The 22,330-nt window shown below is 46.8% G+C and carries 20 protein-coding genes; 12 read left to right on the top strand and 8 right to left on the bottom strand.

Going from position 1 to position 22,330, the window contains the following annotated elements:
• Positions 1–10: 10 nt before the first annotated feature.
• Positions 11–1,108 carry a 2-aminoethylphosphonate--pyruvate transaminase gene (gene phnW, locus R2X38_RS07780; protein ID WP_317521702.1) on the bottom strand — a complete coding sequence of 366 codons (1,098 nt, stop codon included), beginning with the start codon at positions 1,106–1,108 and terminating at the stop codon, positions 11–13.
• Positions 1,109–1,428: 320 nt separating this feature from the next.
• Between phnW and R2X38_RS07785 the strand changes: the two genes are divergently transcribed.
• Positions 1,429–2,442 (top strand): putative 2-aminoethylphosphonate ABC transporter substrate-binding protein, encoded by a 1,014-nt coding sequence (locus R2X38_RS07785; RefSeq protein ID WP_317521636.1) that lies wholly within the window; start codon positions 1,429–1,431, stop codon positions 2,440–2,442.
• A 138-nt stretch (positions 2,443–2,580) separates the two neighbouring features.
• On the opposite strand, the gene R2X38_RS07790 is transcribed toward R2X38_RS07785, so the two are convergent.
• The gene (locus R2X38_RS07790) at positions 2,581–2,739 is read right to left on the bottom strand and encodes a hypothetical protein (protein WP_317521637.1); all 159 of its coding nucleotides are present in this window, start codon (positions 2,737–2,739) and stop codon (positions 2,581–2,583) included.
• Between the two features lie 269 nt (positions 2,740–3,008).
• Between R2X38_RS07790 and R2X38_RS07795 the strand changes: the two genes are divergently transcribed.
• From R2X38_RS07795 to phnR, 3 genes are all read left to right on the top strand, one after another.
• The gene (locus R2X38_RS07795; protein WP_317521638.1) at positions 3,009–4,082 is read left to right on the top strand and encodes a putative 2-aminoethylphosphonate ABC transporter ATP-binding protein; all 1,074 of its coding nucleotides are present in this window, start codon (positions 3,009–3,011) and stop codon (positions 4,080–4,082) included.
• Between the two features lie 17 nt (positions 4,083–4,099).
• Positions 4,100–5,860, top strand: coding sequence for a putative 2-aminoethylphosphonate ABC transporter permease subunit (locus R2X38_RS07800; RefSeq protein WP_411184811.1), 1,761 nt, complete (start codon positions 4,100–4,102; stop codon positions 5,858–5,860).
• A gap of 167 nt (positions 5,861–6,027) precedes the next feature.
• Positions 6,028–6,732, top strand: coding sequence for a phosphonate utilization transcriptional regulator PhnR (phnR, locus tag R2X38_RS07805; protein ID WP_317521639.1), 705 nt, complete (start codon positions 6,028–6,030; stop codon positions 6,730–6,732).
• 75 nt (positions 6,733–6,807) lie between these two features.
• On the opposite strand, the gene R2X38_RS07810 is transcribed toward phnR, so the two are convergent.
• Both R2X38_RS07810 and R2X38_RS07815 read right to left on the bottom strand, forming a co-directional pair.
• Positions 6,808–8,283, bottom strand: coding sequence for a Na+/H+ antiporter NhaC family protein (locus tag R2X38_RS07810; RefSeq protein WP_317521640.1), 1,476 nt, complete (start codon positions 8,281–8,283; stop codon positions 6,808–6,810).
• A gap of 17 nt (positions 8,284–8,300) precedes the next feature.
• Complete coding sequence (locus R2X38_RS07815; RefSeq protein ID WP_317521641.1) at positions 8,301–9,644, bottom strand: glutamine synthetase family protein; 1,344 nt, start codon at positions 9,642–9,644, stop codon at positions 8,301–8,303.
• A gap of 346 nt (positions 9,645–9,990) precedes the next feature.
• Between R2X38_RS07815 and R2X38_RS07820 the strand changes: the two genes are divergently transcribed.
• From R2X38_RS07820 to gabT, 8 genes are all read left to right on the top strand, one after another.
• Complete coding sequence (locus R2X38_RS07820) at positions 9,991–10,755, top strand: gamma-glutamyl-gamma-aminobutyrate hydrolase family protein (RefSeq protein ID WP_317521643.1); 765 nt, start codon at positions 9,991–9,993, stop codon at positions 10,753–10,755.
• Positions 10,733–11,290, top strand: a complete 558-nt coding sequence (gene puuR / locus R2X38_RS07825) for an HTH-type transcriptional regulator PuuR (RefSeq protein WP_317521644.1) — start codon at positions 10,733–10,735, stop codon at positions 11,288–11,290. Before R2X38_RS07820 ends, puuR begins: the two co-directional genes overlap by 23 nt.
• 26 nt (positions 11,291–11,316) lie before the next feature.
• A complete protein-coding gene (locus R2X38_RS07830) occupies positions 11,317–12,795 on the top strand; it encodes an aldehyde dehydrogenase (protein WP_317521645.1) in 1,479 nt (492 codons plus the stop codon).
• Positions 12,796–12,815: 20 nt separating this feature from the next.
• On the top strand, positions 12,816–14,093 hold the full coding sequence (locus tag R2X38_RS07835) for an FAD-binding oxidoreductase (RefSeq protein ID WP_317521647.1): 1,278 nt from the start codon (positions 12,816–12,818) through the stop codon (positions 14,091–14,093).
• A 19-nt stretch (positions 14,094–14,112) separates the two neighbouring features.
• Entirely contained in the window at positions 14,113–14,982 is an 870-nt protein-coding gene (gene aguB / locus R2X38_RS07840; protein ID WP_317521649.1) for an N-carbamoylputrescine amidase, read from the top strand.
• A gap of 66 nt (positions 14,983–15,048) precedes the next feature.
• Complete coding sequence (aguA, locus tag R2X38_RS07845) at positions 15,049–16,143, top strand: agmatine deiminase (RefSeq protein WP_317521650.1); 1,095 nt, start codon at positions 15,049–15,051, stop codon at positions 16,141–16,143.
• 81 nt (positions 16,144–16,224) lie between these two features.
• Positions 16,225–17,655, top strand: coding sequence for an NAD-dependent succinate-semialdehyde dehydrogenase (locus tag R2X38_RS07850; protein ID WP_317521651.1), 1,431 nt, complete (start codon positions 16,225–16,227; stop codon positions 17,653–17,655).
• A 17-nt stretch (positions 17,656–17,672) separates the two neighbouring features.
• Complete coding sequence (gene gabT, locus R2X38_RS07855) at positions 17,673–18,953, top strand: 4-aminobutyrate--2-oxoglutarate transaminase (protein WP_317521653.1); 1,281 nt, start codon at positions 17,673–17,675, stop codon at positions 18,951–18,953.
• A gap of 82 nt (positions 18,954–19,035) precedes the next feature.
• Here gabT and R2X38_RS07860 read toward each other — a convergent pair whose 3' ends face one another.
• From R2X38_RS07860 to R2X38_RS07875, 4 genes are all read right to left on the bottom strand, one after another.
• The gene (locus R2X38_RS07860) at positions 19,036–19,698 is read right to left on the bottom strand and encodes a DedA family protein (RefSeq protein ID WP_317521654.1); all 663 of its coding nucleotides are present in this window, start codon (positions 19,696–19,698) and stop codon (positions 19,036–19,038) included.
• Between the two features lie 81 nt (positions 19,699–19,779).
• Positions 19,780–20,022 carry a hypothetical protein gene (locus R2X38_RS07865; RefSeq protein ID WP_317521655.1) on the bottom strand — a complete coding sequence of 81 codons (243 nt, stop codon included), beginning with the start codon at positions 20,020–20,022 and terminating at the stop codon, positions 19,780–19,782.
• 110 nt (positions 20,023–20,132) lie between these two features.
• On the bottom strand, positions 20,133–20,603 hold the full coding sequence (locus R2X38_RS07870; RefSeq protein ID WP_317521656.1) for a hypothetical protein: 471 nt from the start codon (positions 20,601–20,603) through the stop codon (positions 20,133–20,135).
• A 178-nt stretch (positions 20,604–20,781) separates the two neighbouring features.
• Complete coding sequence (locus R2X38_RS07875) at positions 20,782–22,194, bottom strand: FAD-dependent oxidoreductase (protein ID WP_317521657.1); 1,413 nt, start codon at positions 22,192–22,194, stop codon at positions 20,782–20,784.
• Positions 22,195–22,330: the final 136 nt, after the last annotated feature.

Raw genomic sequence — 22,330 nt, forward strand, 5'->3', positions numbered from 1 at the left:
CACAATACCCTTATGCCCAGTACATAGACGTTTCGATCGCATCAATCAGACGATGCATATCTTCATTATGAACATTACCAATGTTACCAATTCGGAAACAATCAGCGTTGGACACTTTCCCTGGGTAGATAACAAAGCCTTTTTCTTTCAGAAGGTTATAGAATTTCCTGAAGTCATATTCACCCGCTTCTGGCGAATAGAAAGATGTAATAATTGGAGAGTGCAACGACTTATCCAGCAAACATGTGAAGCCCAGCTTTTCCATCCCGGCGACCAAAATCTGCTGGTTAGATGCATAGCGTTGGTAACGCGCATCTACACCACCTTCCTCTTGCAGTTCTTGCATTGCCTGGTGGAAAGCGCGGACGGTGTGAGTAGGAGAAGTAAAGCGCCACTTGCCATGGTTCTTCTCCATGCACTGCCATTGATCATACAGATCCAAAGACAATGAACGGGCGCGGCCTTCGCATTTTTCCAGTTCAGTTTGCTTGGCAATAACAAAGCCAAAACCAGGCACACCTTGGATACACTTGTTGGCAGAACTGATCATAAAGTCGATCCCCAGTTTACCGATATCCAATGGGATACCGCCAAAGCTCGACATGGCATCTAAGAGCATGATCTTGTTACGTGACTTAACCACATCGCATACTGCTTCCACCGGGTTCAACATACCCGTTGTGGTTTCACAGTGCACCATTGCCACATGGGTAATACTTGCATCAGTGTCTAAGATTTCTGCCACTTGCTCAGCAGATGGCTGCGCCACTTCACCAAGATCAATAATGGTGTGCGCAATGTTTAGGTACTGTGCAATCTGACCAATACGCTCACCGTATGCACCATTGTTGACCACCAACAACTTGCCGTCTTGCGGGATAGCCGTACCTATAGTGGCTTCCACCGATGCCGTGCCACTGCCTTGCATCAATACACTTGTATAACCTTCAACGTCTGTAGCCAGTTCCACTAACTGTGCGCGGATCACTTCTACAATGTCTTTGTTGTATTCGTCATCCCAAGTACACCAGTCTTTTAACATAGCTTCACGAACAGTACGGCTCGTAGATAGTGGGCCAGGGGTCAGTAGCAGATATTGATTATCCAAGTTTTCCATTGTCTTATTTCCGAATTGGACTATACCAGATGCGATAAACTATAACGATGTTAGCAGAATGCTGTAAATCCCCTTCCCTTCGAATTAACAAAAGCTTCATATTCTGTTGATTTTCGCTGCTCTCCTTTATTTACTTCTGAGTTTTCACTGTCAAAAAGAACCAATAAAACTGTTAGCAAACTGAAATATCGCAATCATCCAAGTGTCACATTTCATGCCTAGCATCTTCCGTGTCGAAACATTCTGGTACAGACCAAGCATTCCAATTAATACTCATGCTTGGTGACCCAAATATTCATGGAGATGACAAAATGAAAAACCGTTGGATGATTGCCCCTCTTACTGCAATTGCTGCACTTACCGCTTCTTCTGCATTTGCCGCTGAGGAACTAACGGTATATACCGCTTTCGAAACTGACATGCTGGCTAAATTCAAGAATGGTTTTGAGCAAGCTAACCCAGATATCAAAATTAATTGGGTTCGTGACTCAACCGGAATCATGACAGCCAAGCTGTTGGCAGAAAAAGGTAACCCTCACGCTGACGTGGTATGGGGCCTAGCGGGCTCTTCAATGGCACTACTTAAAGAAGAAGGGGTACTGAAGCCATATACGCCAGAAGGTCTTGAGCAAATCCGTACCAACCTTGTTGACCCACAAGATAACAAAGCCTGGTTCGGTAACGATGCTTTCTTCAATGCCGTCTGTTTCAACGAGATTGTTGCCGAGCAAAAAGGTCTATCCAAGCCTGAGACCTGGGATGACTTACTAAAGCCAGAATACAAAGGCCACATTGCAATGCCTAACCCAGCCTCTTCCGGTACGGGTTACATGCAGGTATCAGCGTGGATCCAGTCAATGGGCGACGATGCGGCTTGGCAGTACATGGAAGAGCTGGATAACAACATTGCCCACTACACCCATTCAGGCTCTAAGCCCTGTGTTCAAGCGGGAATGGGTGAAGTCGCGATCGGTATTTCAATGGCTATCCGCGGTGCGACATTGAAGACTCAAGGTGCCCCTATCGATATCATCATGCCTAAAGGTGGCGTGGGCTGGGAAGCTGAAGCCGTTGGCCTAGTCAATACCGAATCTGATGCTGCCAAGCGTCTTGTTGACTGGTCTATCTCTGAAGAAGCGAACAAGCTTTACAACGAGTTCTACCCGGTTGTCGGTCATACATCTATCAACGCTGAAGTGAAGAACTACCCAGATGTAGAAAACGCAATGGTTGAGATGGACTTCGGCAAGATGGCGGTAAGCCGTGAAGATGTGTTGAAGACTTGGTCTGACAAGTTTGATGCGAAATCTGAGCCACGTTCATAATTAACGTGAAAGCAAACTCATAGAAGTTGATAATTCGCTAAGCGTGACGGTAAAGCTGTCACGCTATTTTTGTTTCATACCTATTAAATATGTAATTTATCAATATATTTAAATCAATGGTATTTCTATTAAGGATATTTAAAGCTGGAAGTATGGTTGGCGAACCACCATTCCCTCTGGGCTTTCCATCCCTTCTCGCTGCTCGTTTTGAGCATCTAGCTTAGCCAGTTCTTTTTTCATTTCCGACAGCTCACGTTCCATATAAGAAATATTACGGATCAACATTTTTCTTTCCATGATGCTTTGCCTCAATCAAAAAAATACAAGAATAGAATAAAAGGTCTAGACCTATATAGAATATCAATTTGACAAGATGAAAACGAGGCATCCTAATCAAATTCTTTTTTAGCATGACAAAAGAATGCGATATTCAGTAATGGTTAAGTATGAACCAGCAGAAATTTTTTTCCAGAAAACGATTTTCTTTTTTTCGTAAAATCCATGTCATTTAACTGTAACTGATTCCAACTATCTTTGGTATATACCAACTAAAGTGAGTTACACCCATGGAAACGTATCTGAAGATTGAAAATGTCAGCAAGCAATATGGACAGTTTACTGCGCTGAACGACATTTCCCTTGATATTCATAAGGGCGAATTTGTTTGCTTCCTAGGCCCATCTGGCTGCGGTAAAACCACCTTGCTGCGTGCCATTGCCGGGTTGGATCTGGCGTCTTCAGGAAAAATTACTCAAGGCGATAAAGAAACGACTTACCTTTCCCCGGAAAAGCGTGACTTTGGCATCGTCTTTCAATCTTATGCCCTGTTCCCTAACCTAACCGTTACAGAAAACATCAGCCTTGGCCTACGCAACCAAGGCAAAGACAGCAAAACCGTTACCGACACTGTCAACCATTGGCTTAAGGTTATTGGTTTGCCGGATTCCGGTGTCAAATACCCTAACCAATTATCCGGCGGCCAGCAGCAGCGCGTTGCCTTAGCCCGTGCTTTATCATTATCACCAGGTTTGTTACTGCTTGATGAACCTTTGTCCGCTTTGGATGCAAAAGTGCGCTCTCACTTGCGTGAGGAAATCCGCCGCCTGCAACGCCAACTGGGCATTACCACCATCATGGTGACCCACGATCAGGACGAAGCTCTCGCGATGGCCGACCGAATTGTGGTGATGAACCACGGTGTTATCGAGCAAGTCGGTACGCCGCAAGACATTTACGAAAACCCAGCTTCTCGCTTCGTGGCAGACTTTGTCGGCAACATGAACTTTATTCCAGCTTCAGTGGTGAGCGATAACCAGATCCGCATTGGTGAATCATTACTGCTTAAGCCTTGCGATGAACTCAAGCGTGGTCAACAAGTGGAGTTGGGGCTGCGCCCAGAAGATCTCCACTTCTTAGACATCGGCAAGAAAAGCGATTCTAGCTTTCCTGTTCAAATCGAAGAGTTGGAGTTCCAGGGCACCTTTGTCCGTGCCGAATGCAAACTCCAAGGTGCGTATCAAGGCAACATGCTAAAAGTCGATGTGCCTATCCGCGAGTTGCGCGAACTTCAACTTGAGCGTGGCCACTTCCATTACGTGAACATGTCCAAGAAACACACCCATATCTTTCAAGCGCAATAGAGAGCATGGAAACCGCGATGAATGCAAATACAAATGCCATGTCGAATGTGACGACTAACCAGCGCGCGCAAGCAACACGTCAATCAAGCCTGCCGCAGCGCCTGGCTGTTTTCAAGAACTCGCTGAGCCGAGACAACATCACACTCGGTGCTATCCTACTGATGCTGCTGATCATCATGGGGATCTTTGTGCTGGGCCCGATGTTTGCCATGCTGCAGAAAAGTGTAATGAACAACCAAGGAGAGTTCGTTGGCTTGCAGAACTTTGCCAATTACTTCTCGTCACCGGCCCTATGGCAGTCTTTGAAGAACACTATCAATATTGGTTTGATCGTGACTTTCTTTGTTGGCTTCCTCTCATTTGGCTATGCCTATGCCCTCACCCGCAGCTGCATGCCATTTAAAGGCCTATTCAACGTACTTGGTGCAGCCCCAATTTTGGCGCCATCGCTCCTCCCCGCTATTAGCCTTATCTACTTGTTCGGTAACCAAGGTATTGCAAAGGATATGCTGATGGGGAATTCGGTATACGGCCCAATCGGTATTGCGATCGGCTTGATCTTCTGGACCTTCCCGCATGCGGTAATGATCCTGACCACATCGCTAAAAACGTCTGATGCGCGGCTATACGAAGCTGCAAAAGCGCTCAATACCTCACCATTCAAGACCTTTTTCATTGTCACGCTACCGGCAGCGAAATACGGCTTGATCAGCGCGCTAATTGTGGTGTTCACCCTGGTGGTCTGTGACTTTGGTGTGCCAAAAGTGATCGGCGGCAGCTACAACGTATTGGCGACCGATATCTTCAAGCAAGTTGTCGGCCAGCAGAATTTCTCTATGGGTGCGGTCACCAGTGTTATCCTACTGGTCCCAGCCATCCTTGCATTCACAGTAGACCGCTGGGTAAAGAAGAAACAGCAAGGGCTGTTTGACTCACGCTCTGTTGCATACACCCCTGAACCAAACAAGCTACGCGATGGCCTGTGTTTCCTGTTCTGCAGCCTGATTTCATTGTGTATCTTGGCGGTTATCGGTATGGCTATCTACGGCTCGCTGGTCACCTTCTGGCCTTGGAACCTGACACTTAGCCTGAACAATTATAACTTTGCCCAATTCAGCACTTATGGCTGGGCACCGTACTTCAACTCTATCAAGCTTGCCAGCTATGTCGCGGTGTTCGGTACCATTGTGATTTTCATCGGTGCATACTGTGTAGAAAAAGGCCGTGCCTTCGCCCCTATTCGTAACTTGTTGCAAATGATAGCCATCATTCCAATGGCTGTACCGGGTATGGTGTTGGGTTTGGGGTATATCTTCTTTTTCAACAACCAGGCAAACCCAATGTCGGTGTTATATGGCACCATGGCTATCTTGGTGATCAACACCGTGATCCACTACTACACTGTCGGCCATATGACTGCACTGACAGCGCTCAAGCAGTTACCTGCTGAAGTTGAGGCGATTTCTGCCTCAATCAAGATGCCTCAGTACAAGGTGTTCTTCAAAGTGACCCTGCCGGTTTGCTTACCAGCGGTACTCGAAATTGCGGTCTACATGTTCGTCAATGCCATGACAACTACGTCTGCGATTGTCTTTCTGTACGCAACCAACACCATGCCAGCATCAGTGTCAGTTTTGAATATGGATGATGCGGGCCAAACCGGCCCTGCAGCCGCCATGGCCGTGATGATTTTACTCACCGCTGCACTGATCAAGCTGACTCATGTCGGTACGATCCAAATTATCGAGCGTTACACTCAAGCCTGGCGAAAACGCTAAGGTTTACCCAAACGGTAATAGAAGTATTATAACGTCTATTACCGTTTGTTTTTTATTGATTTATCGGATATAGCTACAGCTAACGGCTGTTCAAAGGATATAATGTCAATCCGATTAACACCCTTATTTCAGGGATTAATCGAATTTGCATTTACATAGGGTCAATTGTGCAATATTTAAAAATCATGGAAGCCATCAGCGAACAGATTGATGCAGGCCTTCTTGCTGCAGGCAACAAATTACCGGCCGAGCGTAAACTTGCGGATTCATTTAATACCACAAGGGTTACCTTACGTGAGTCTTTGGCGCTGCTGGAAGCGGAAGGAAAGCTATACCGAGAAGATCGCCGGGGTTGGTTTGTATCACCGACGCCGCTAAGCTACGACCCTACCTACACCACCAACTTCCCACAAATGGCGAAGGAGCAAGGTCGTTTGGCTCGCACTGAACTTATCGATGCCAAGCTAATGCCAGCGAGCCGACGAGCTGCCTCGCTGCTCAAAGTACCGCCCTTATCGGAAGTATACCGTGTCGATCGCCTGCGTTTTCTGGATGAACGCCCTGTTGTGGTGGTTACCAACTTCATCTTGCCGAAGTATTTTCCTAACTTGCTGGAAAAATCTTTCACCTCGTCATTAACCACCCTGTACCGTGAAGAGTACGGTGTGATCTATTCGAAAACCCGATACCGGGTCAGTACCACGTCCCTGCTCGGTGAAACGGCGCAGCACCTTAGGGCAACCGCGGGAAGCCCTGCGATGTTAGTAGAGCGCCTCAACTATGACCAACATGACAACGTGATTGACTGTGATTTGGAATATTGGCGTCACGATGCAATTTGTATTGAATCGGTAGCCGAACTGTCCAAGTAAAATCAAAAAGCCAGAGTCACGAAAACTCTGGCTTTTCATTTCAGCTGCATTGAACAAAGCTGAATTAAGCAAGCATTATGCAACCACTACAAAGAAGATTGCGGTCGAAATAATACCGATAAGCGCATAAGGCATCTGCGTCAGAGCATGCTGCATCGCTGTACACCCAGAGCCTTGAGCAGAGAGCACTGTCGAATCACTGAAGAAACAGGAATGGCTACCTGCTGCAGAAGCAGACAGAAGCGCACCAACAGTAATATGGACAGGCACACCTAGATGCGCACCTAGAGGGAAAACAATTGGCATTGCTACCGCAAATAGTCCCCATGAAGATGCCGTCGCAAATACCAACGCTGTCATGACCAAAAAGATAATGACCGGGAACAAGGTTGGTGAAAGCCAAGGTGATACCGCTTCGATGACATATTCCGTTAGCCCTAGCTGATCATTAACATTCTTCAGCATAAAGCCACCAACTACAGTTGCCAGCGGCACCATCATCACTTTGATCCCATCATAGATAGCATCAAACATAGAGCTCAGGGACAACAGGCGTTGCATGCCGTAGAAGAAGATAGTGAACATGATGGCAACAAAAACACCGGCTAGTAAGTCAATGTCGAAATACCAACTTGCCGCTACCAAAACCACCATTGGGAGTACAAAATTCAGCACGCCCAATGTGGCATTCGAATGTGGCTTGATGTTTTCACCAAAATTGATTTCTGTCGCGCCTTCAGGTTTTACCTGCCCCTGTTGAGCACGCTGCTCGGCTTTTTTCATTGCACCAATGTTAGGCAGCTTATCCATGGCAACAAGAAATACCACCGCCAGCGTCACCCAGCCATAAGCCATGTATGGGATAGCCTGAATATAAACGCTTAAGCCTTCGCCCGAAGCTGCGATATCATTGCTTTCAAGTAATGAGCTAAAGAAAATTGCCCATGTCGAAATAGGGATGATGATACAGATTGGTGCAGCAGTAGAGTCGACAAGGTAAGCCAGTTTCTCTCGTGAGATTTTGTAGCTATCCGTGATCCTTTTCATTGATGATGAAATGGCGATGGCGTTCAGATAATCATCAATGAATACCAAGATACCTAACACGAAAGTCAACAGCATAGATTGCTTACGGCTTTTCACCTTATTAACCAGTACCTGGCTCAAGCTCAAGATACTGCCGCCTTTTTCCAAAATAGCGATAAGGCCACCCATCAAACCACAGACCAAAATAACCCAGGCAATGGTTTCATCCATCATTACTGTCATTGACACATCAACAACACCGCCGACAAACTCTGTAGGGTTAATCATCAATAACCCCATTATCGCCCCACTAAAAAGTGCTTCAACAGTGCGATGGGTTAGCAGTGCAAAGGCCAGGACGAATATTGTCGGTAATAGGCTAAGCCAACCGTATGCTTGTCCCTCTTCATGAAGGCTACCAATGGTAGCAAAACCGATAATGGCACCAAATACAGCAAACAGATAGAGCCAGTAACTACTATTGAATTTCACCGGTGTTTCAAGCACCGTGTTTTGGGTGGTCATACAAGTTCCCTCTTCTTTTAGGCGGTATGCAGCATCCATTCAACTTCTAATGGAGTTACAGCACTTTCGAACTCAGCAAGCTCACTTTGCTTGCAAGCATGATAAATGTGTAAAAACTCTTTAGGTAGGTAATCCCCAAACTCCCCTCTCTCCAACTCGGCAAGCGCATCAGACATACGTGTCGGCATTGAGGGAGCTGTTTCACTAAGGGGATCAGGGCATTGTTCTGGGGTAAACTTTTCGGCGGCAAGCACATTGGCCAAAACAACCGAGGCCAATATGTAGGGGTTCACATCAGCGCCAGCAATGCGATGTTCAATCCTACGGTTGTTGCTATCGCTCATTGGGATACGGAGCGCTACACCGCGATGGTTATGCCCCCAGTCCGCTTTTGTTGGCGTGTATGATCCAGCCGAGAATCGTCGATAAGAATTCACATTAGGGCAAAGAAGTGCAATGGAGCTTGGTACCGCGTGGATCATTGCGGCCAAGGTTTGATAGAAAAACGGGCTCGCTGCACCATTTTGATCCGAAAACAGATTATTGCCCGCCTCATCAACCACACTCAAATGGATGTGCTGCCCATTACCCGCCTCATGGGCAAATGGCTTGGCCATAAATGTGACATCAAAGTTATGTTGGTGGGCCACTTGGCGAATGAGCCTCTTCGCCAGCAGGACTTGATCACAGGCATTCAGCACATCTTTTTGATGATTAAAGTTAATCTCAAATTGGCCTGGAGCCGATTCAGACAGTGCACCGGATGTGTTGAGCTCTTGCTCGGCAGCCGCCGTATTCAGATCTGAAAGGAACTCTGCGTAATCATCTAAATTTTCAATGTCGTAAACAGCGGTATCTTTTTCCTGCATTCTTTTCTTTGGATTAAAGGCAGGTTTTACCAAACCATTATCCATTCTTGACTTATCAACTAGATAAAATTCCAGTTCCAGTGCGACAACAGGGTACTGCCCTTTACTGTGAAGCTGCTTTTGTAAATCTTCCAAAACGTTGCGAATAAAAAGTGATGTTGGCTTTTCTCCCGAAGCATCCATCATTGTAAGCAACAGTTGGGCCACATTTGGATTAACCGTTCTTGTCAATGTGTTCGGTATCGGAAAACAAAGATGGTCTGGCTCACCTAACTCTTCGCCTAGTCCTGCTTCTTCCACGACACTGCCAGCCATATTCAAACTAATTGTCGAAACAGGCAGTGGTACCCCTTTTTTCACTTTCGCCAATGCCTTGATGGGAATCCGTTTTCCTCTGGGACATGCGTTTATGTCTGTAAAAACCAAATCTACAAATTCTATTTCGGGCCATTTCTGTAAAAAATTTCTGACCTCAGAATCAAATGCATCCATACATTATTCTCCGAACATAATTCTTGCTATCAGATGCTGTGAACAATCGATGACTATCAATTATTTAGAACGCAAAATTCAGTTCACAACCTGCGGATATGAAACTTTTTTCTTTTAAATTAGATATTTACCCACAAAAAAGAAAAAACCAAAACACATCACTTCCGCAACAAATTATTAACACAAGTTTCCTTTTGCTCAATATTTCGAACACGAATAATCGATAAAATTGCCATTTTGGTGACAAAAATCACAAAAATCGCATTCCCCAAGGTTATCCACCTTGCGGTATGAGAATTCAGTTTGTAACTTAAGTGTTAAATATTTCGAGCAAGGGATAACAACAATGAATATTTCGCCAGTCATTGCAATTGCATGCTGTGAAAAATCACTGGGTGGCTATGCAATCCAATCTGTTAACCAATTTTACATTGATGCAGTCACTGACTTTGGCGGTGTCCCTGTGCTACTACCAGCAACAGCCAAAGGCAATCAACTGACTCAACTACTTAACAATGTTGATGGGATTTTATTGCCAGGGAGCCACTCAAATGTTGCTCCTCACCGATACGGAGCAGCACACGAAGAGGCAATGACAGATGAAGGCCGTGATGAATTAGTGTTTCAGTTAATTGAACAAGCCGTAGATAAAAAGATTCCAACACTCGGTATTTGCCGTGGGTTCCAAGAAATTAATGTCGCTTTGGGCGGTTCACTTTACCCTTTTGTCCATCATGCAGGCTTCAATGATCATCGCGAAGATCAGACCGATGACTTCGGCCAGAAATACGCCGCAAAGCACGCAGTCATGGTTGAGCATGGTGGTCATTTTTCTAAGTGGCTTAATGATCAAAAAGAAATACCCGTCAATACGTTACATAACCAAGGCATTAATCAGCTCGCTCCCGGCCTGCGTGTGGAAGCTTGTGCAACAGACGGCTTGATTGAGGCGGTTAGTCTTGATAACCACCCCTACTTTATAGGTGTGCAATGGCACCCAGAATGGCAAGCAAGACAAAATCATTTCTCACAATTTTTATTTAAACACTTTATTATGGCTTCATCACAACGAAATGGAGTCAGAGTAAGTGGACAACGAAGCGATAGGTAAAAAAATCGCCAACTTACGAAAACAAAAAGGGTTATCACAACGTGAGTTGGCTGAAAGAGCACAAATGACAAATAGTGCTATTTCATCTATTGAAAACGGAAAGGTCAGCCCTTCCGTCAGTTCTTTGCAAAAAATCGTTAATGTTTTTTCTCTTTCTTTGTCAGAGTTCTTCACCTTCGAACAAGACAGAGAAGAAAAAATTAAAGTCGTCATTTCTGAAAATGAATTAATTGAAATAGGCAACGAAGCTGTTTCGATGAAATTAGTCAGCAACGGAACGACAGAACGAAAAATGGGCTTTCTTATCGAGGAATACAGCCCGCATTCAAGCACTGGTGCTTCGGAGATCCGTCACGAAGGCGAAGAAGCCGGAACAGTGCTCGAAGGTGAAATCGAGCTGGAATACAACGGAGAGGTATACCTCATTCGTCAGGGCGAGTCGTATTTAATCGACACGACCATAGCTCATAAATTTTCAAATAAAACCGACAGGGTTTGCAGAATAATTAGCGCGCATACACCGGCGACTTTCTAGCACCCTGTCCTTCAAGGAGAGAGTGTATGAAATCGCAATCGGATTGGATTGAATTACAGAATCAAACAAAACTCGAAACCCGCGCCTTTATTAATGGCGAATACTGCCAAGCAGTAGATAATTCAACGTTTGAGACTGTCAATCCAGCTACAGGGAAAAAGCTTGCTGATATTGCCCGCTGCAAACAGAAAGATGTCGACATTGCGGTTTCACATGCTCGCCAAGCCTTTAGTGCAGGCGACTGGCAAAATTTGAGCCCTGCTAACCGTAAAGCAGTGCTTCAACAATTTGCCGATTTAATTTCGTCACACCATGAGACCTTGGCATTGCTGGAATCACTTGATACCGGCAAGCCAATCTCACATGCCTACAGCACTGATATTCCAGGTGCGGCATCATCACTCCGTTGGTATGCCGAAGCATTAGATAAAGTATATGGTGAAGTTGCCCCCACCGAAAAAGATGTACATGCCTTTATCAGCCACCAGCCAATCGGTGTTGTTGCAGCCATAGTGCCATGGAACTTCCCTCTCTGGTTGGCCTGTTGGAAATTAGGGCCTGCGCTTGCAGCTGGTAACAGTGTCATCCTCAAGCCTTCGGAGAAGTCATCCCTCACCGCTATCTATCTCGGGCAGCTCGCTAATGAAGCTGGTTTTCCTGCTGGTGTCTTCCAGGTTGTTACCGGTTTAGGTCACGAAGCTGGTGAAGCCCTCGCCCGTCACCATGATGTTAACTGCATTACCTTCACAGGTTCAACCAAGGTTGCAGGCCAGCTAATGGTGAGCTCTGGTGAAACAAACCTCAAGCGTGTGTGGGCCGAAGCCGGCGGTAAGAACGCCAATATTGTTTTCGCTAACTATAACAACCTAGATCAAGCTGCATCTGAGGCCGCGGGAGGCTGCTTCTATAACCAAGGTGAAGTGTGTGTAGCAGCAACAAGGCTATTAGTAGAAGAAAGCATCAAGGATGAGTTCATCGATAAAGTCGTTTCAGCCGCTCAGCGTTTCGCTCCTAAAGATCCGCTGGATCCAAGCAGCTGTATGGGGGCACTTATTGATCATGAGCATAAGCAAAAAGTCCTTAATTACATCACCCTAGCCCAACAAGAAGGCGCCACTGTGATTTGTGGTGGTGACATCGAAGGTGACGGTGCCTTCGTAGCACCGGTGATTTTGGACAACGTCAACAATGAAATGCGCGTTGCTCAAGAGGAAATATTCGGCCCGGTATTATGTGTGATTCCGTTCAAGGACGAAGCCGATGCTATCCGCATTGCCAACGACTCTCAATATGGTCTAGGTGCTGCCGTATGGACATCAGATCTGAGCCAAGCACACCGAGTCGCAAAGCAACTTGAAGCAGGCTCTGTCTGGGTAAATAACTACAACGAAGGGGATATGACGGTACCGTTTGGCGGCTTCAAAATGAGCGGTAACGGTCGGGATAAGTCACTGCACGCCTTCGACAAGTTTACCGAAACTAAAACCACTTGGATTCGCCTGTAAGTCAACTAAAGGATTAGAAAATGACCACACATACTGATTCATTCTATGCCAACTCTATCCCGAATATGCCGGCGTATCCGCAACTGCAAGACAACATCGAAGTCGATGTCTGTGTCGTCGGAGCAGGATTCTCAGGCCTATCATCAGCCTTGCACCTAGCCGAAAAAGGCTTTCGTGTTGCTGTTCTTGAAAGTGCCAAAGTAGGTTTCGGTGCTACCGGCCGTAATGGCGGTCAAATTGTGAATAGCTACAGCCGTGATGTTGATGTTATCGAGCAACGCTATGACCGCAAAACAGCGTCTGAACTCTGCAATATGATTTTTGAAGGCGGCGATATTATCCGCCAGCTTGTCGAAACACATAATATTGATTGCGATCTTAAACAAGGCGGACTTTTCACAGCTCTTAACCACAAGCAGCTGAAAGGGCTTGAAGAACATAAGAAAAACTGGGAGCGCTACGGCAACAACCAATTGTCACTGCTGGACGAGAACGATGTTAAACAAGCAGTCGGTACTGAGGCGTATGTCGGCGGCCTACTTGATATGCGAGGGGGTCACATCCACCCACTCAAACTGGCCCTTGGTGAAGCCGATGCCTTTGTCAAAATGGGAGGCCAAATATTCGAGCAATCCGCCGTTACCCGTATCGAGAAGGGCCAAATGCCAATTGCCCATACCGAGAAAGGCTCAGTAAAAGCTAAATACCTCGTCTTGGCAGGAAATGCATACCTTGGAGGCCTGGCTCCAAACATCAGCAACAAAGCGATTCCGTGTGGAACCCAAGTTGTCGCCACTGCCCCGCTCAGTGACGAGCAGCTCAAGACTATTCTGCCTTCTGACTACTGTGTTGAAGACTGTAACTACTTGCTTGATTACTTCCGTCTGTCGGCTGATAAACGCCTTCTGTTTGGAGGTGGCGTCGTCTATGGAGCGCGTGATCCGCAAAATATCGAGCAACTGATCCGCCCTAAAATGGATAAAGTCTTCCCAGAACTTAAAGGGATACAAATTGATTACGCATGGACTGGTAACTTCCTGCTGACCTATTCACGTATGCCTCAGTTTGGTTGCTTCAGTGACAACATCTATTACCTACAAGGATACAGTGGCCACGGCGTTACCTCTACTCACCTTGCAGGAAAATTACTGGCTGAAGCGCTAACGGGACATGCTGAACGATTTGATGCCTTTGCCTCACTCAAACATTATGCCTTCCCAGGCGGTCGCCACTTCCAAATTCCATTCACGGCATTGGGCGCGGCTTACTACAACCTACGCGACAAACTGGCAATCTAAGAAACACAAGGACGTATTCATGACAAGAAAAGTAACTTTTGCTGCTGTGCAACTTGCTATCAGCTGGGATTTAGACAAAAACCTCGACAAGATCCGCCAGAGCGTAAAGGAAGCTTCTGATAACGGTGCTAATGTGGTTGTTTTGCAAGAATTATTTGCAGCCCCTTACTTCTGCAAAAAACAAGAAGCCAAATACTTCGAGTTGGCGCAAACCTTAGATAGCAGCCCGCTGATTAGTACAATGAGCGCTATTGCCAAAGAGTTTAACGTCGTGCTTCCTGTCAGCTATTTCGAAAAGAGCGGCAATACGTTTTTCAACTCATTGGTCATGATCGATGCCGATGGCACAGTGTTAGACAATTACCGTAAATCTCACATCCCTGATGGTCCGGGCTACAGCGAAAAGTTTTATTTTAGCCCTGGTGATACTGGCTTTAAGGTTTGGGATACACAATTTGGTCGCTTTGGTGCAGGGATCTGCTGGGATCAATGGTTTCCTGAGCTTGCTCGTTCTTTGGTACTACTAGGCGCAGAGGCTATCTTCTACCCGACAGCAATTGGCTCAGAGCCACAAGACTCTAGCCTAGACTCCCAGGGGCATTGGCAACGCACTATGCAAGGACACTCAGCGGCCAATTTGGTGCCCGTGATTGCCTCCAACCGCACCGGAGTAGAGTCTGATGACGGCATTGAAACCACCTTCTATGGGTCTTCTTTCATCACCGATCATACGGGAGACAAACTTGCCGAAGCCTCGCGTGATGAAGAAAGCATTATCTATGCCGAGATCGATCTCGATGCAACGGAAAAAGCACGTCACAGCTGGGGATTATTTAGAGATCGCCGTCCGGATTTATACGGTCAACTGAACTCCCTTAGCGCGAAATAATACGCGATACCAACTCCCTCTTTTAGGAGGGAGTTCAGCTCACACATAGGTATAGAGAGCTTGCAGATGGAACTTGTAACAACGCCCAAACAAGATGGATTTACCTTCCCTGCTGAATTTGCCTCACAACAAGCAGTATGGCTCGCTTGGCCTGAGCGTCAGGACAACTGGCGTGATGACGCCAAACCGGCTCAACAAGCTTTTGCAAAAGTCGCCAATGAAATCAACCTAGTTGTCCCGGTGACGGTTGTCGTCAGCGAAAGGCAACGTGAAGACGCAAAGGTTTTACTAGAGCCATCTATTCAGATTGCAGTCATGCCTTATAACGACGCGTGGATGCGCGACATTGGCCCAACCATCGTTACCAATGCCCAAGGTGAGAAGCGAGGGATAAGCTGGCAATTCAACGCCTGGGGAGGTAACTACAATGGGCTGTACTCCCCTTGGAATGATGATGACAATTTGGCAGGTAAAGTTTGCGATCATTTGGGAATTGATCATTACCGGGCGCCATTTGTGCTTGAGGGCGGCGCTTTTCACACCGACGGTGAAGGCACGCTTTATACCACCGCAGAGTGCTTGCTAAGCCCGGGTAGGAACCCGGAACTAAGTCAGAAGGATATTGAACAATATCTTGCTGAATATCTGGGTATCACTAAAGTCATCTGGCTTCCAAAAGGGCTATTCAATGACGAAACTGACGGACATGTCGATAATCTGCTGCATGTGATCGCTCCTGGTAAAGTGGTACTAAGCTGGACCGACGATATCAATGATCCACAGTACCTGATCTCACGCGAGGCACTTCGGGTATTGGTCAATAGCCTGGATGCCCAAGGACGCACTATTGAAGTCATTAAGCTGCCTATTCCCGGACCATTATATTTGCAAGAACACGAAGCGGCGGGCATCGCCCCTTCGAAAGGTATGAAGCGCCTTGCTGGTGAGCGCCTAGGTGGTTCTTATGCGAATTTCCTGATGATCAACAAAACCGTTTTTCTTCCGGAGCTAGATAGCCTTACTGACCCGATGGCGAAGTCCATTTTGCAAAACGCCCTCCCCGATTACAACATCGTCGGCATTCCAACCCGCGAAGTCTTACTCGGTGGTGGCAATATCCACTGCATTACCCAACAAATCCCTGCGGGAGGTGCGACATAACCTCTCATCAACAAGCACATAAGCACGTCTTTACCTAGGCCTTGGAGTAAGGCTAGTTATTACCATTAACTAGGACACATTATGGAACAGATAAAGAACCAGAGTTTGCTCTCTTTTTTGAGCGAACCGGATTGCCACACCCTAAAAGTCACTAACCCTGCAACTATGGACGTACTTGGGTATGTAAAAACCACTACCTCAGAGCAGTTATGTGACATGATTGAAACCGCTCACCTAGCTCAAAAATCATGGGCATCGCTCACTGCCAAAGAGCGCGCAGCAAAGCTAAACCATTGGTTTCAGCTAATCATCGAAAACCAAGATGATCTTGCTCGTTTGATGACTTTGGAGCAAGGCAAACCCTTCGCCGAGGCAAAAGGTGAAGTCCTTTATGGTGCGAGCTTTATCGAATGGTTTGCCGAAGAAGGTAAACGAGCCTACGGCGACTCTATTCCCGGCCATACCTCGGACCGACGTATCATCACTATAAAACAACCCGTCGGTGTTGCTTGTGCCATCACGCCTTGGAATTTTCCTATTGCGATGATCACCCGAAAAGCAGCCCCAGCTCTTGCTGCTGGCTGTAGTTTTATCGTCAAACCATCAGAACTTACGCCACTATCGGCACTGGCAACTGCGCAACTGGCCTACCAGGCAGGGATCCCCAAAGAGGTACTCCAAGTCGTTTGCAGTTCGAATGCAAAATCTATTGGTGACACCTTTACCCATCACCCACTGATCAGAAAGCTTTCCTTCACCGGATCAACCCGAGTAGGCAAACTTCTGATGGCACAATGTGCTGACACGGTAAAACGTACTTCCATGGAGCTAGGTGGTAACGCCCCATTCATTGTTTTCGATGATGCAGACATTGATAGTGCAGTTCAAGGCGCCATTGCTTCTAAGTTCCGCAATGCTGGTCAAACATGTGTTTGTGCCAACCGGTTTTATGTCCACAGCAAAGTCCACGATGAATTCGTGCTGAAGTTCCGAGCCGCAGTAGCAGGACTCAAAATCGGTAATGGTCTTGAAGACGGCGTAGCGCTGGGGCCAATGATCAACCAAGCCGCTAAAGATAAAGTCGACAATATTATCCAATATGCATGTGAACAAGGTGCAACCTTGATTACCGAGCAAAAGCAGCATGATGGGCTATTTGTCTCCCCGGCAATTCTGGTGGACGTCGAGCAACATATGGATATCGTCCAGGAAGAAATATTTGGCCCTGTCGCCCCGATATTGCGCTTCAACAGCGATGAAGAATTAATCGAGATGGCCAACGATACCCCTTACGGCCTAGCCTCCTACTTCTATAGCCAAAATATCAACCGGATCTGGAATGTCGCCGAAGCATTGGACTACGGCATGGTCGGGATCAACGAAGGGATCATCTCAACCGAAGTAGCCCCATTCGGCGGCGTCAAGGAGTCGGGTATCGGTCGCGAAGGCGCCAAACAGGGGTTAGATGAATACCTAGATATTAAATACATGTGTTTCGGCGGTATAGCATAATTAAAAGGAAATTAGCCATGAACTCCAATCAAGACCTACACAATAAAAGACAACAAGTGATCGCCCAAGGTATGGGAGCGCTTTACCCGCTATATGTGAAAAAAGCCGAAAATGCCATTGTCTGGGATATAGAGGACAATCAATACATTGATTTCGCAGCAGGTATAGCGGTCAATAACACTGGTCATTCTCATCCAAGGATCACCGAGGCGGTCAAAGCTCAGCTTGATCAATTCTCACACACTTGTGCAATGGTAACGCCGTACAGCTCGTTTGTTGAGCTTGCTGAAAAGCTCACACAGCTCGCCCCTGGAGATTCAGAGAAAAAAGCTGTATTCCTTACAACAGGCGCTGAAGCTGTTGAAAATGCCATTAAAATTGCCCGCGCCCATACCAAGCGAAGCGGTGTAATTGCATTTAAAGGAGGCTTTCACGGTCGAACCAATATGACCATGGGCCTAACGGGGAAAGTCGCCCCTTATAAAGCAGGCTTCGGGCCATTCCCTAATGAAATCTACCATGCCCCATACCCTAATGCTTACCATGGTATTTCGATTGATGACAGCCTAAACGCTATCGACGATCTGTTCAGTTGTGATATCGAGCCAAACCGAGTTGCCGCCATTATCTTTGAACCGGTTCAGGGCGAAGGTGGTTTCTACCAAGCTCCGCCAGAGTTTGCTCAACGGGTTCGTGAGCTTTGCGATCAACATGGCATCGTACTCATCGCCGATGAAATACAAACTGGCTTTGCCCGTACAGGAAAATTATTTGCGACTGAGTACTTAGGCATTGAACCTGATCTCATGACCATGGCAAAAGGAATTGCAGGGGGCTTCCCTATTTCAGCCGTCGTCGGTAAGGCCAATGTCATGGATGCTGCCCTGCCCGGCGGATTAGGCGGAACCTATGCCGGCTCTCCACTTGGCTGTGTCGCCGGATTAGAAGTCTTGAAGATCATTGAAGAGGAGCAGCTTTGCCGCAAAGCGTTGGATATTGGTGAAATTGTTTCTGCCAAGCTGGACACAATTCGCACTAAGGTCGACAGCATTGGCGATGTGCGAACCCTTGGAGCAATGATTGCGATTGAATTTTCAGATCCAATGTCTGGAAAGCCATTACCTGAGCTCACCAAAACCGTTATCAGCAAGGCGCAAGAAGCAGGGCTTATTCTTCTATCATGTGGTATGAAAGGCAATGTAATAAGGTTACTTCCACCTCTGACAATTGAAACTGAAGTACTGAATGAAGGGCTCAATAAGCTTGAATCAATCTTGCTAGATTGCATTAACTCATAAGCTACCACTGAATCCAGAGCGTATAAGAACGAAACACCGGACGCCTTAGGCCAGGAAGGCACTTCGGTGTTTCGCTTTTAATTTACCGCTGTGGCTGACGATAAGTCACATACCGTGATTTGATCATCCGATAAACCAATCCAGCAATGGCCGAAATCATCAACGTAAAGCTCAGCATCACCAAGCCTTTGGTGAGGATCTGCTGGTATTCACTCAGCATTGGGCTAAGCATTACCCACTTCCCCACCAGCAACAGGATAAGACACCAGATCAGCGAGCTCATTGCACTGATCACCACCATCCGCCAGGCACTCAATTTAGCAATCCCCATCAGCATTGGCGTTAGCACCCTGACAAAGGGCACAAAGCGCGAAATGAACAGCGAGAGAAAGCCATATTTATTGAGTAACCGTCTTGCTTTTGGCAATGCATCATCAGGTAGCATACGCTCCAGCCAATCCACAAATCGGGTCCGGTGTAACACCCTTCCCTGCAGGTAGCCCATAAAACCACCAAAGGTGGCAGCAAAGCACAGGGCCGCGACAGTCGTAGGGAAATCTAAGATACCAAGCCCAATCATACCTCCGGCAAACAGCACCAAGCCGTCGCCGGGCAGCGGCAAAAATACAAAACTCGATTCCAATAGCAAGATTAACGTCAGCAACAACAAGAACCATTTCAATGAACTCACTTGCTGTAGGGTTTCAAAATCATGATGCCATATAGCCAATAACATCTCTTGCATATACTACTCCAACATGTAACTACCGGCTTTCCCGGCCTGAGTGCTGCCTATGAACTAACAAGCCCAATCAAGCTTGCAGGTTTAATGGCGAGCGTTTCCAAAGATCAAATCCACTAGCATTCGGGAGGCTAGATTCCCATCTTGGTTGAGCCGCATTTCAGCCAAGGTATTTTCGATGTAGTCATTGACTAATACCGATGTATGGCTGAAGGGTGAACTCGGCCAACTGTGTAAAATCAGTACAGAAGCGATCGCTATCAGAGCAATCACTCTCCAGTTCAACAATGCACTTTTTACCTGCTGAAAAGCCCAAGTACGTTCCATTGTCATACCTTTATTTTCTATATATCAAAGAGCCTGTAACACGCAGCAGCGATCAAGCCAGATCGGCTACTGGTACACTCAGATAACTAAATTATGAAATGGACTACGACTTAGCCGAAACGGTGGCTATAGAGCTGATTCCCCTCTTTCCAACCAGAAAGACGGTTATGATTGTGGGGGATGTGCCCAACCCAGTGAGATTGCAGGGGTGGTAAAGCCGTTGGCTTCAAAGCACGGGATAGATAAGAAGGGGGATGAAACTCGAATACAAGGGTGAAGGCGGGTTTGACGCCCATCCCCGCATAGTGGTCAACGCTTTTTATCCGCCTTAACGCATTAAAGAAGAAGGCCTCATGGCCTTCATCAAAGACAGAGCGATCATCGTCCTGGGTAATGATCGACGAATCTGTGGTTTGGACTGGGCACTGACATAAAGCCCGTCTCAGATGGCTTGAATAATCATTACTGACTAATGGGCTAAGCAACTTGTCATTAAACGGCTCAATAGGCTGCGCTATCGCAGTGTTTGCACACCACAATAAAACAAGCAGACAAATTGTGTAGAGACGCCTAATCAACATACAACTTACCCAATATGGACACTCAGGACATTATAATCTGCGACTGTAAACTGGGAAGCGTTAAATAGCAGGTTGTGTTACAAGTTATGTCTTTTTAAACAAATTACTTGGCTATGATCAAATAAAGAGCCCTTAGGCTCTTTACCTATTTTCACCTGGTGAGAAAGAGCAAGCCGCCTTACCCTTTGTCGGCTTTACCAGCCGCATCGGCAAACTTAGCCAGCTGTTTATCTAGCCATGAAGGCTTTAGGCCAGCATCTTCCGCGGCTTCTTTACGACGAATGGCATTGCGCACCATCATTGCACCAGTCCAGCGAATAGGTTCTGGCGGAAAGTACCCTTTCGGGCCAGATACCAGACCGCACTCGGTCCATTCGTTTTGCTGCTCTAGCACCATTGACGATAAAATTTTACCGCCAATCCAGGTTTGTGCGACACCATTACCGGAATAACCCAAGCCGTAGACAATGTCTTTATTCTGCTTAAGCTGACCGAAAAACGGCATTCCGGTTACCGAGCGATCCGACGCCCCGGTCCATGTGGTGGAAAATGATTGATCCGCCAACGATGGGAAGAACCGGTCAAATGAGCGCCGTAGCAATGACTGGTAACGACTAGGCTGGTCAAACACCTTACTGATACGGTTGGCAAATGAGAAATGGTTGCCGCCTTTGCCCAGCATCAGCCTGCCATCAGGTGTTGAGCGGTAGTAATGCACAAAGGTACGCGAGTCCACGACCGTCTTGCCATCTTTAAGCCCCATCGCATCGAGTTTTTCTGGCACGGGCTTGGTGATCGCCATATCAGAAGAGACTAATACCACGCTGCGCTTGAACTCAGGGAATTGCTCCAGCATCCACGCATTAAGTGCCAGCACCACTTTCTTGGCAAAGATATCCGCTTGCGGGGTGGTAATAGTAATGGGGATTTCGATATTGATATCTTCCATCGGGGTATTTTCATAAACCTTTACCCCCAAACGCTCGGCAACACGCTTTAGGCCTCGGGCAAGCATCGCAGGCTGAACACTAGCCGCGGCCGGTGAATAGTAGCCTTCGCTGTGGGCAGTAGAGCCCGCATCAAGCTGGACCTTGTCTTTTTCCCACGCTTGCCAGCTATTGATATCCTGTTTATCCAAAGCCGCAAGAACACCTTCCATCGAACCTTCTTGGGCGCTGTTAGTGGCTGTATATAACGTACCATGGCGACGAAGCTGGGCATCTATCTTATGCTCTTTACAGAACGCTTCAATTTCATAGATGGCTTGCTCTGAGGCCGCCACCAGCTTGGCCGCTTTCTCTTCACCATAGAGCTTTTTCATCGATAGGTATTTTGTCGACCAAGTCAGCATACAGCCACCGTTACGGCCAGAAGCCCCACTGCCACACAGCCCTTTGTCGATCACAACAACATCTAGGTCTGGCTGCTGTTGCTTGAGATTAATGGCAGTCCACAGACCGGTATACCCGCCACCGACGATACAGACATCAGTTTGGATATCATTTTGTAACACATTGGGTTGAGCTGATACTTCAACTCCCATCGCCTGAGCAAACCAATACGGCTGGAAGTTATCATTGTCCTTGAGCATTATTCACCACCTGATTTGGTATAGACCAAAATAATAATGATAATTTAGCGCCCATCTGTGAAAGCTTTATGACAACAATCGTAAATGACAAACATCGTAATCTGACAATTTTTGATTTCTAACTAGGCCTTGCACC

Source organism: Photobacterium rosenbergii, assembly GCF_033022775.1.
GTDB lineage: Bacteria > Pseudomonadota > Gammaproteobacteria > Enterobacterales > Vibrionaceae > Photobacterium > Photobacterium rosenbergii_A.

What these genes read in the sequence shown, in the direction of transcription:
- R2X38_RS07785 (WP_317521636.1), top strand. Translation starts at nt 1,429, where the DNA reads ATGAAAAACCGTTGGATGATTGCCCCTCTTACTGCAATTGCTGCACTT.
- R2X38_RS07790 (WP_317521637.1), bottom strand. Translation starts at nt 2,739, where the DNA reads ATGGAAAGAAAAATGTTGATCCGTAATATTTCTTATATGGAACGTGAG.
- R2X38_RS07795 (WP_317521638.1), top strand. Translation starts at nt 3,009, where the DNA reads ATGGAAACGTATCTGAAGATTGAAAATGTCAGCAAGCAATATGGACAG.
- R2X38_RS07800 (WP_411184811.1), top strand. Translation starts at nt 4,100, where the DNA reads ATGAATGCAAATACAAATGCCATGTCGAATGTGACGACTAACCAGCGC.
- R2X38_RS07810 (WP_317521640.1), bottom strand. Translation starts at nt 8,283, where the DNA reads ATGACCACCCAAAACACGGTGCTTGAAACACCGGTGAAATTCAATAGT.
- R2X38_RS07815 (WP_317521641.1), bottom strand. Translation starts at nt 9,644, where the DNA reads ATGGATGCATTTGATTCTGAGGTCAGAAATTTTTTACAGAAATGGCCC.
- R2X38_RS07820 (WP_317521643.1), top strand. Translation starts at nt 9,991, where the DNA reads ATGAATATTTCGCCAGTCATTGCAATTGCATGCTGTGAAAAATCACTG.
- R2X38_RS07830 (WP_317521645.1), top strand. Translation starts at nt 11,317, where the DNA reads ATGAAATCGCAATCGGATTGGATTGAATTACAGAATCAAACAAAACTC.
- R2X38_RS07835 (WP_317521647.1), top strand. Translation starts at nt 12,816, where the DNA reads ATGACCACACATACTGATTCATTCTATGCCAACTCTATCCCGAATATG.
- aguB (WP_317521649.1), top strand. Translation starts at nt 14,113, where the DNA reads ATGACAAGAAAAGTAACTTTTGCTGCTGTGCAACTTGCTATCAGCTGG.
- aguA (WP_317521650.1), top strand. Translation starts at nt 15,049, where the DNA reads ATGGAACTTGTAACAACGCCCAAACAAGATGGATTTACCTTCCCTGCT.
- R2X38_RS07850 (WP_317521651.1), top strand. Translation starts at nt 16,225, where the DNA reads ATGGAACAGATAAAGAACCAGAGTTTGCTCTCTTTTTTGAGCGAACCG.
- gabT (WP_317521653.1), top strand. Translation starts at nt 17,673, where the DNA reads ATGAACTCCAATCAAGACCTACACAATAAAAGACAACAAGTGATCGCC.
- R2X38_RS07860 (WP_317521654.1), bottom strand. Translation starts at nt 19,698, where the DNA reads ATGCAAGAGATGTTATTGGCTATATGGCATCATGATTTTGAAACCCTA.
- R2X38_RS07865 (WP_317521655.1), bottom strand. Translation starts at nt 20,022, where the DNA reads ATGGAACGTACTTGGGCTTTTCAGCAGGTAAAAAGTGCATTGTTGAAC.
- R2X38_RS07870 (WP_317521656.1), bottom strand. Translation starts at nt 20,603, where the DNA reads ATGTTGATTAGGCGTCTCTACACAATTTGTCTGCTTGTTTTATTGTGG.
- R2X38_RS07875 (WP_317521657.1), bottom strand. Translation starts at nt 22,194, where the DNA reads ATGCTCAAGGACAATGATAACTTCCAGCCGTATTGGTTTGCTCAGGCG.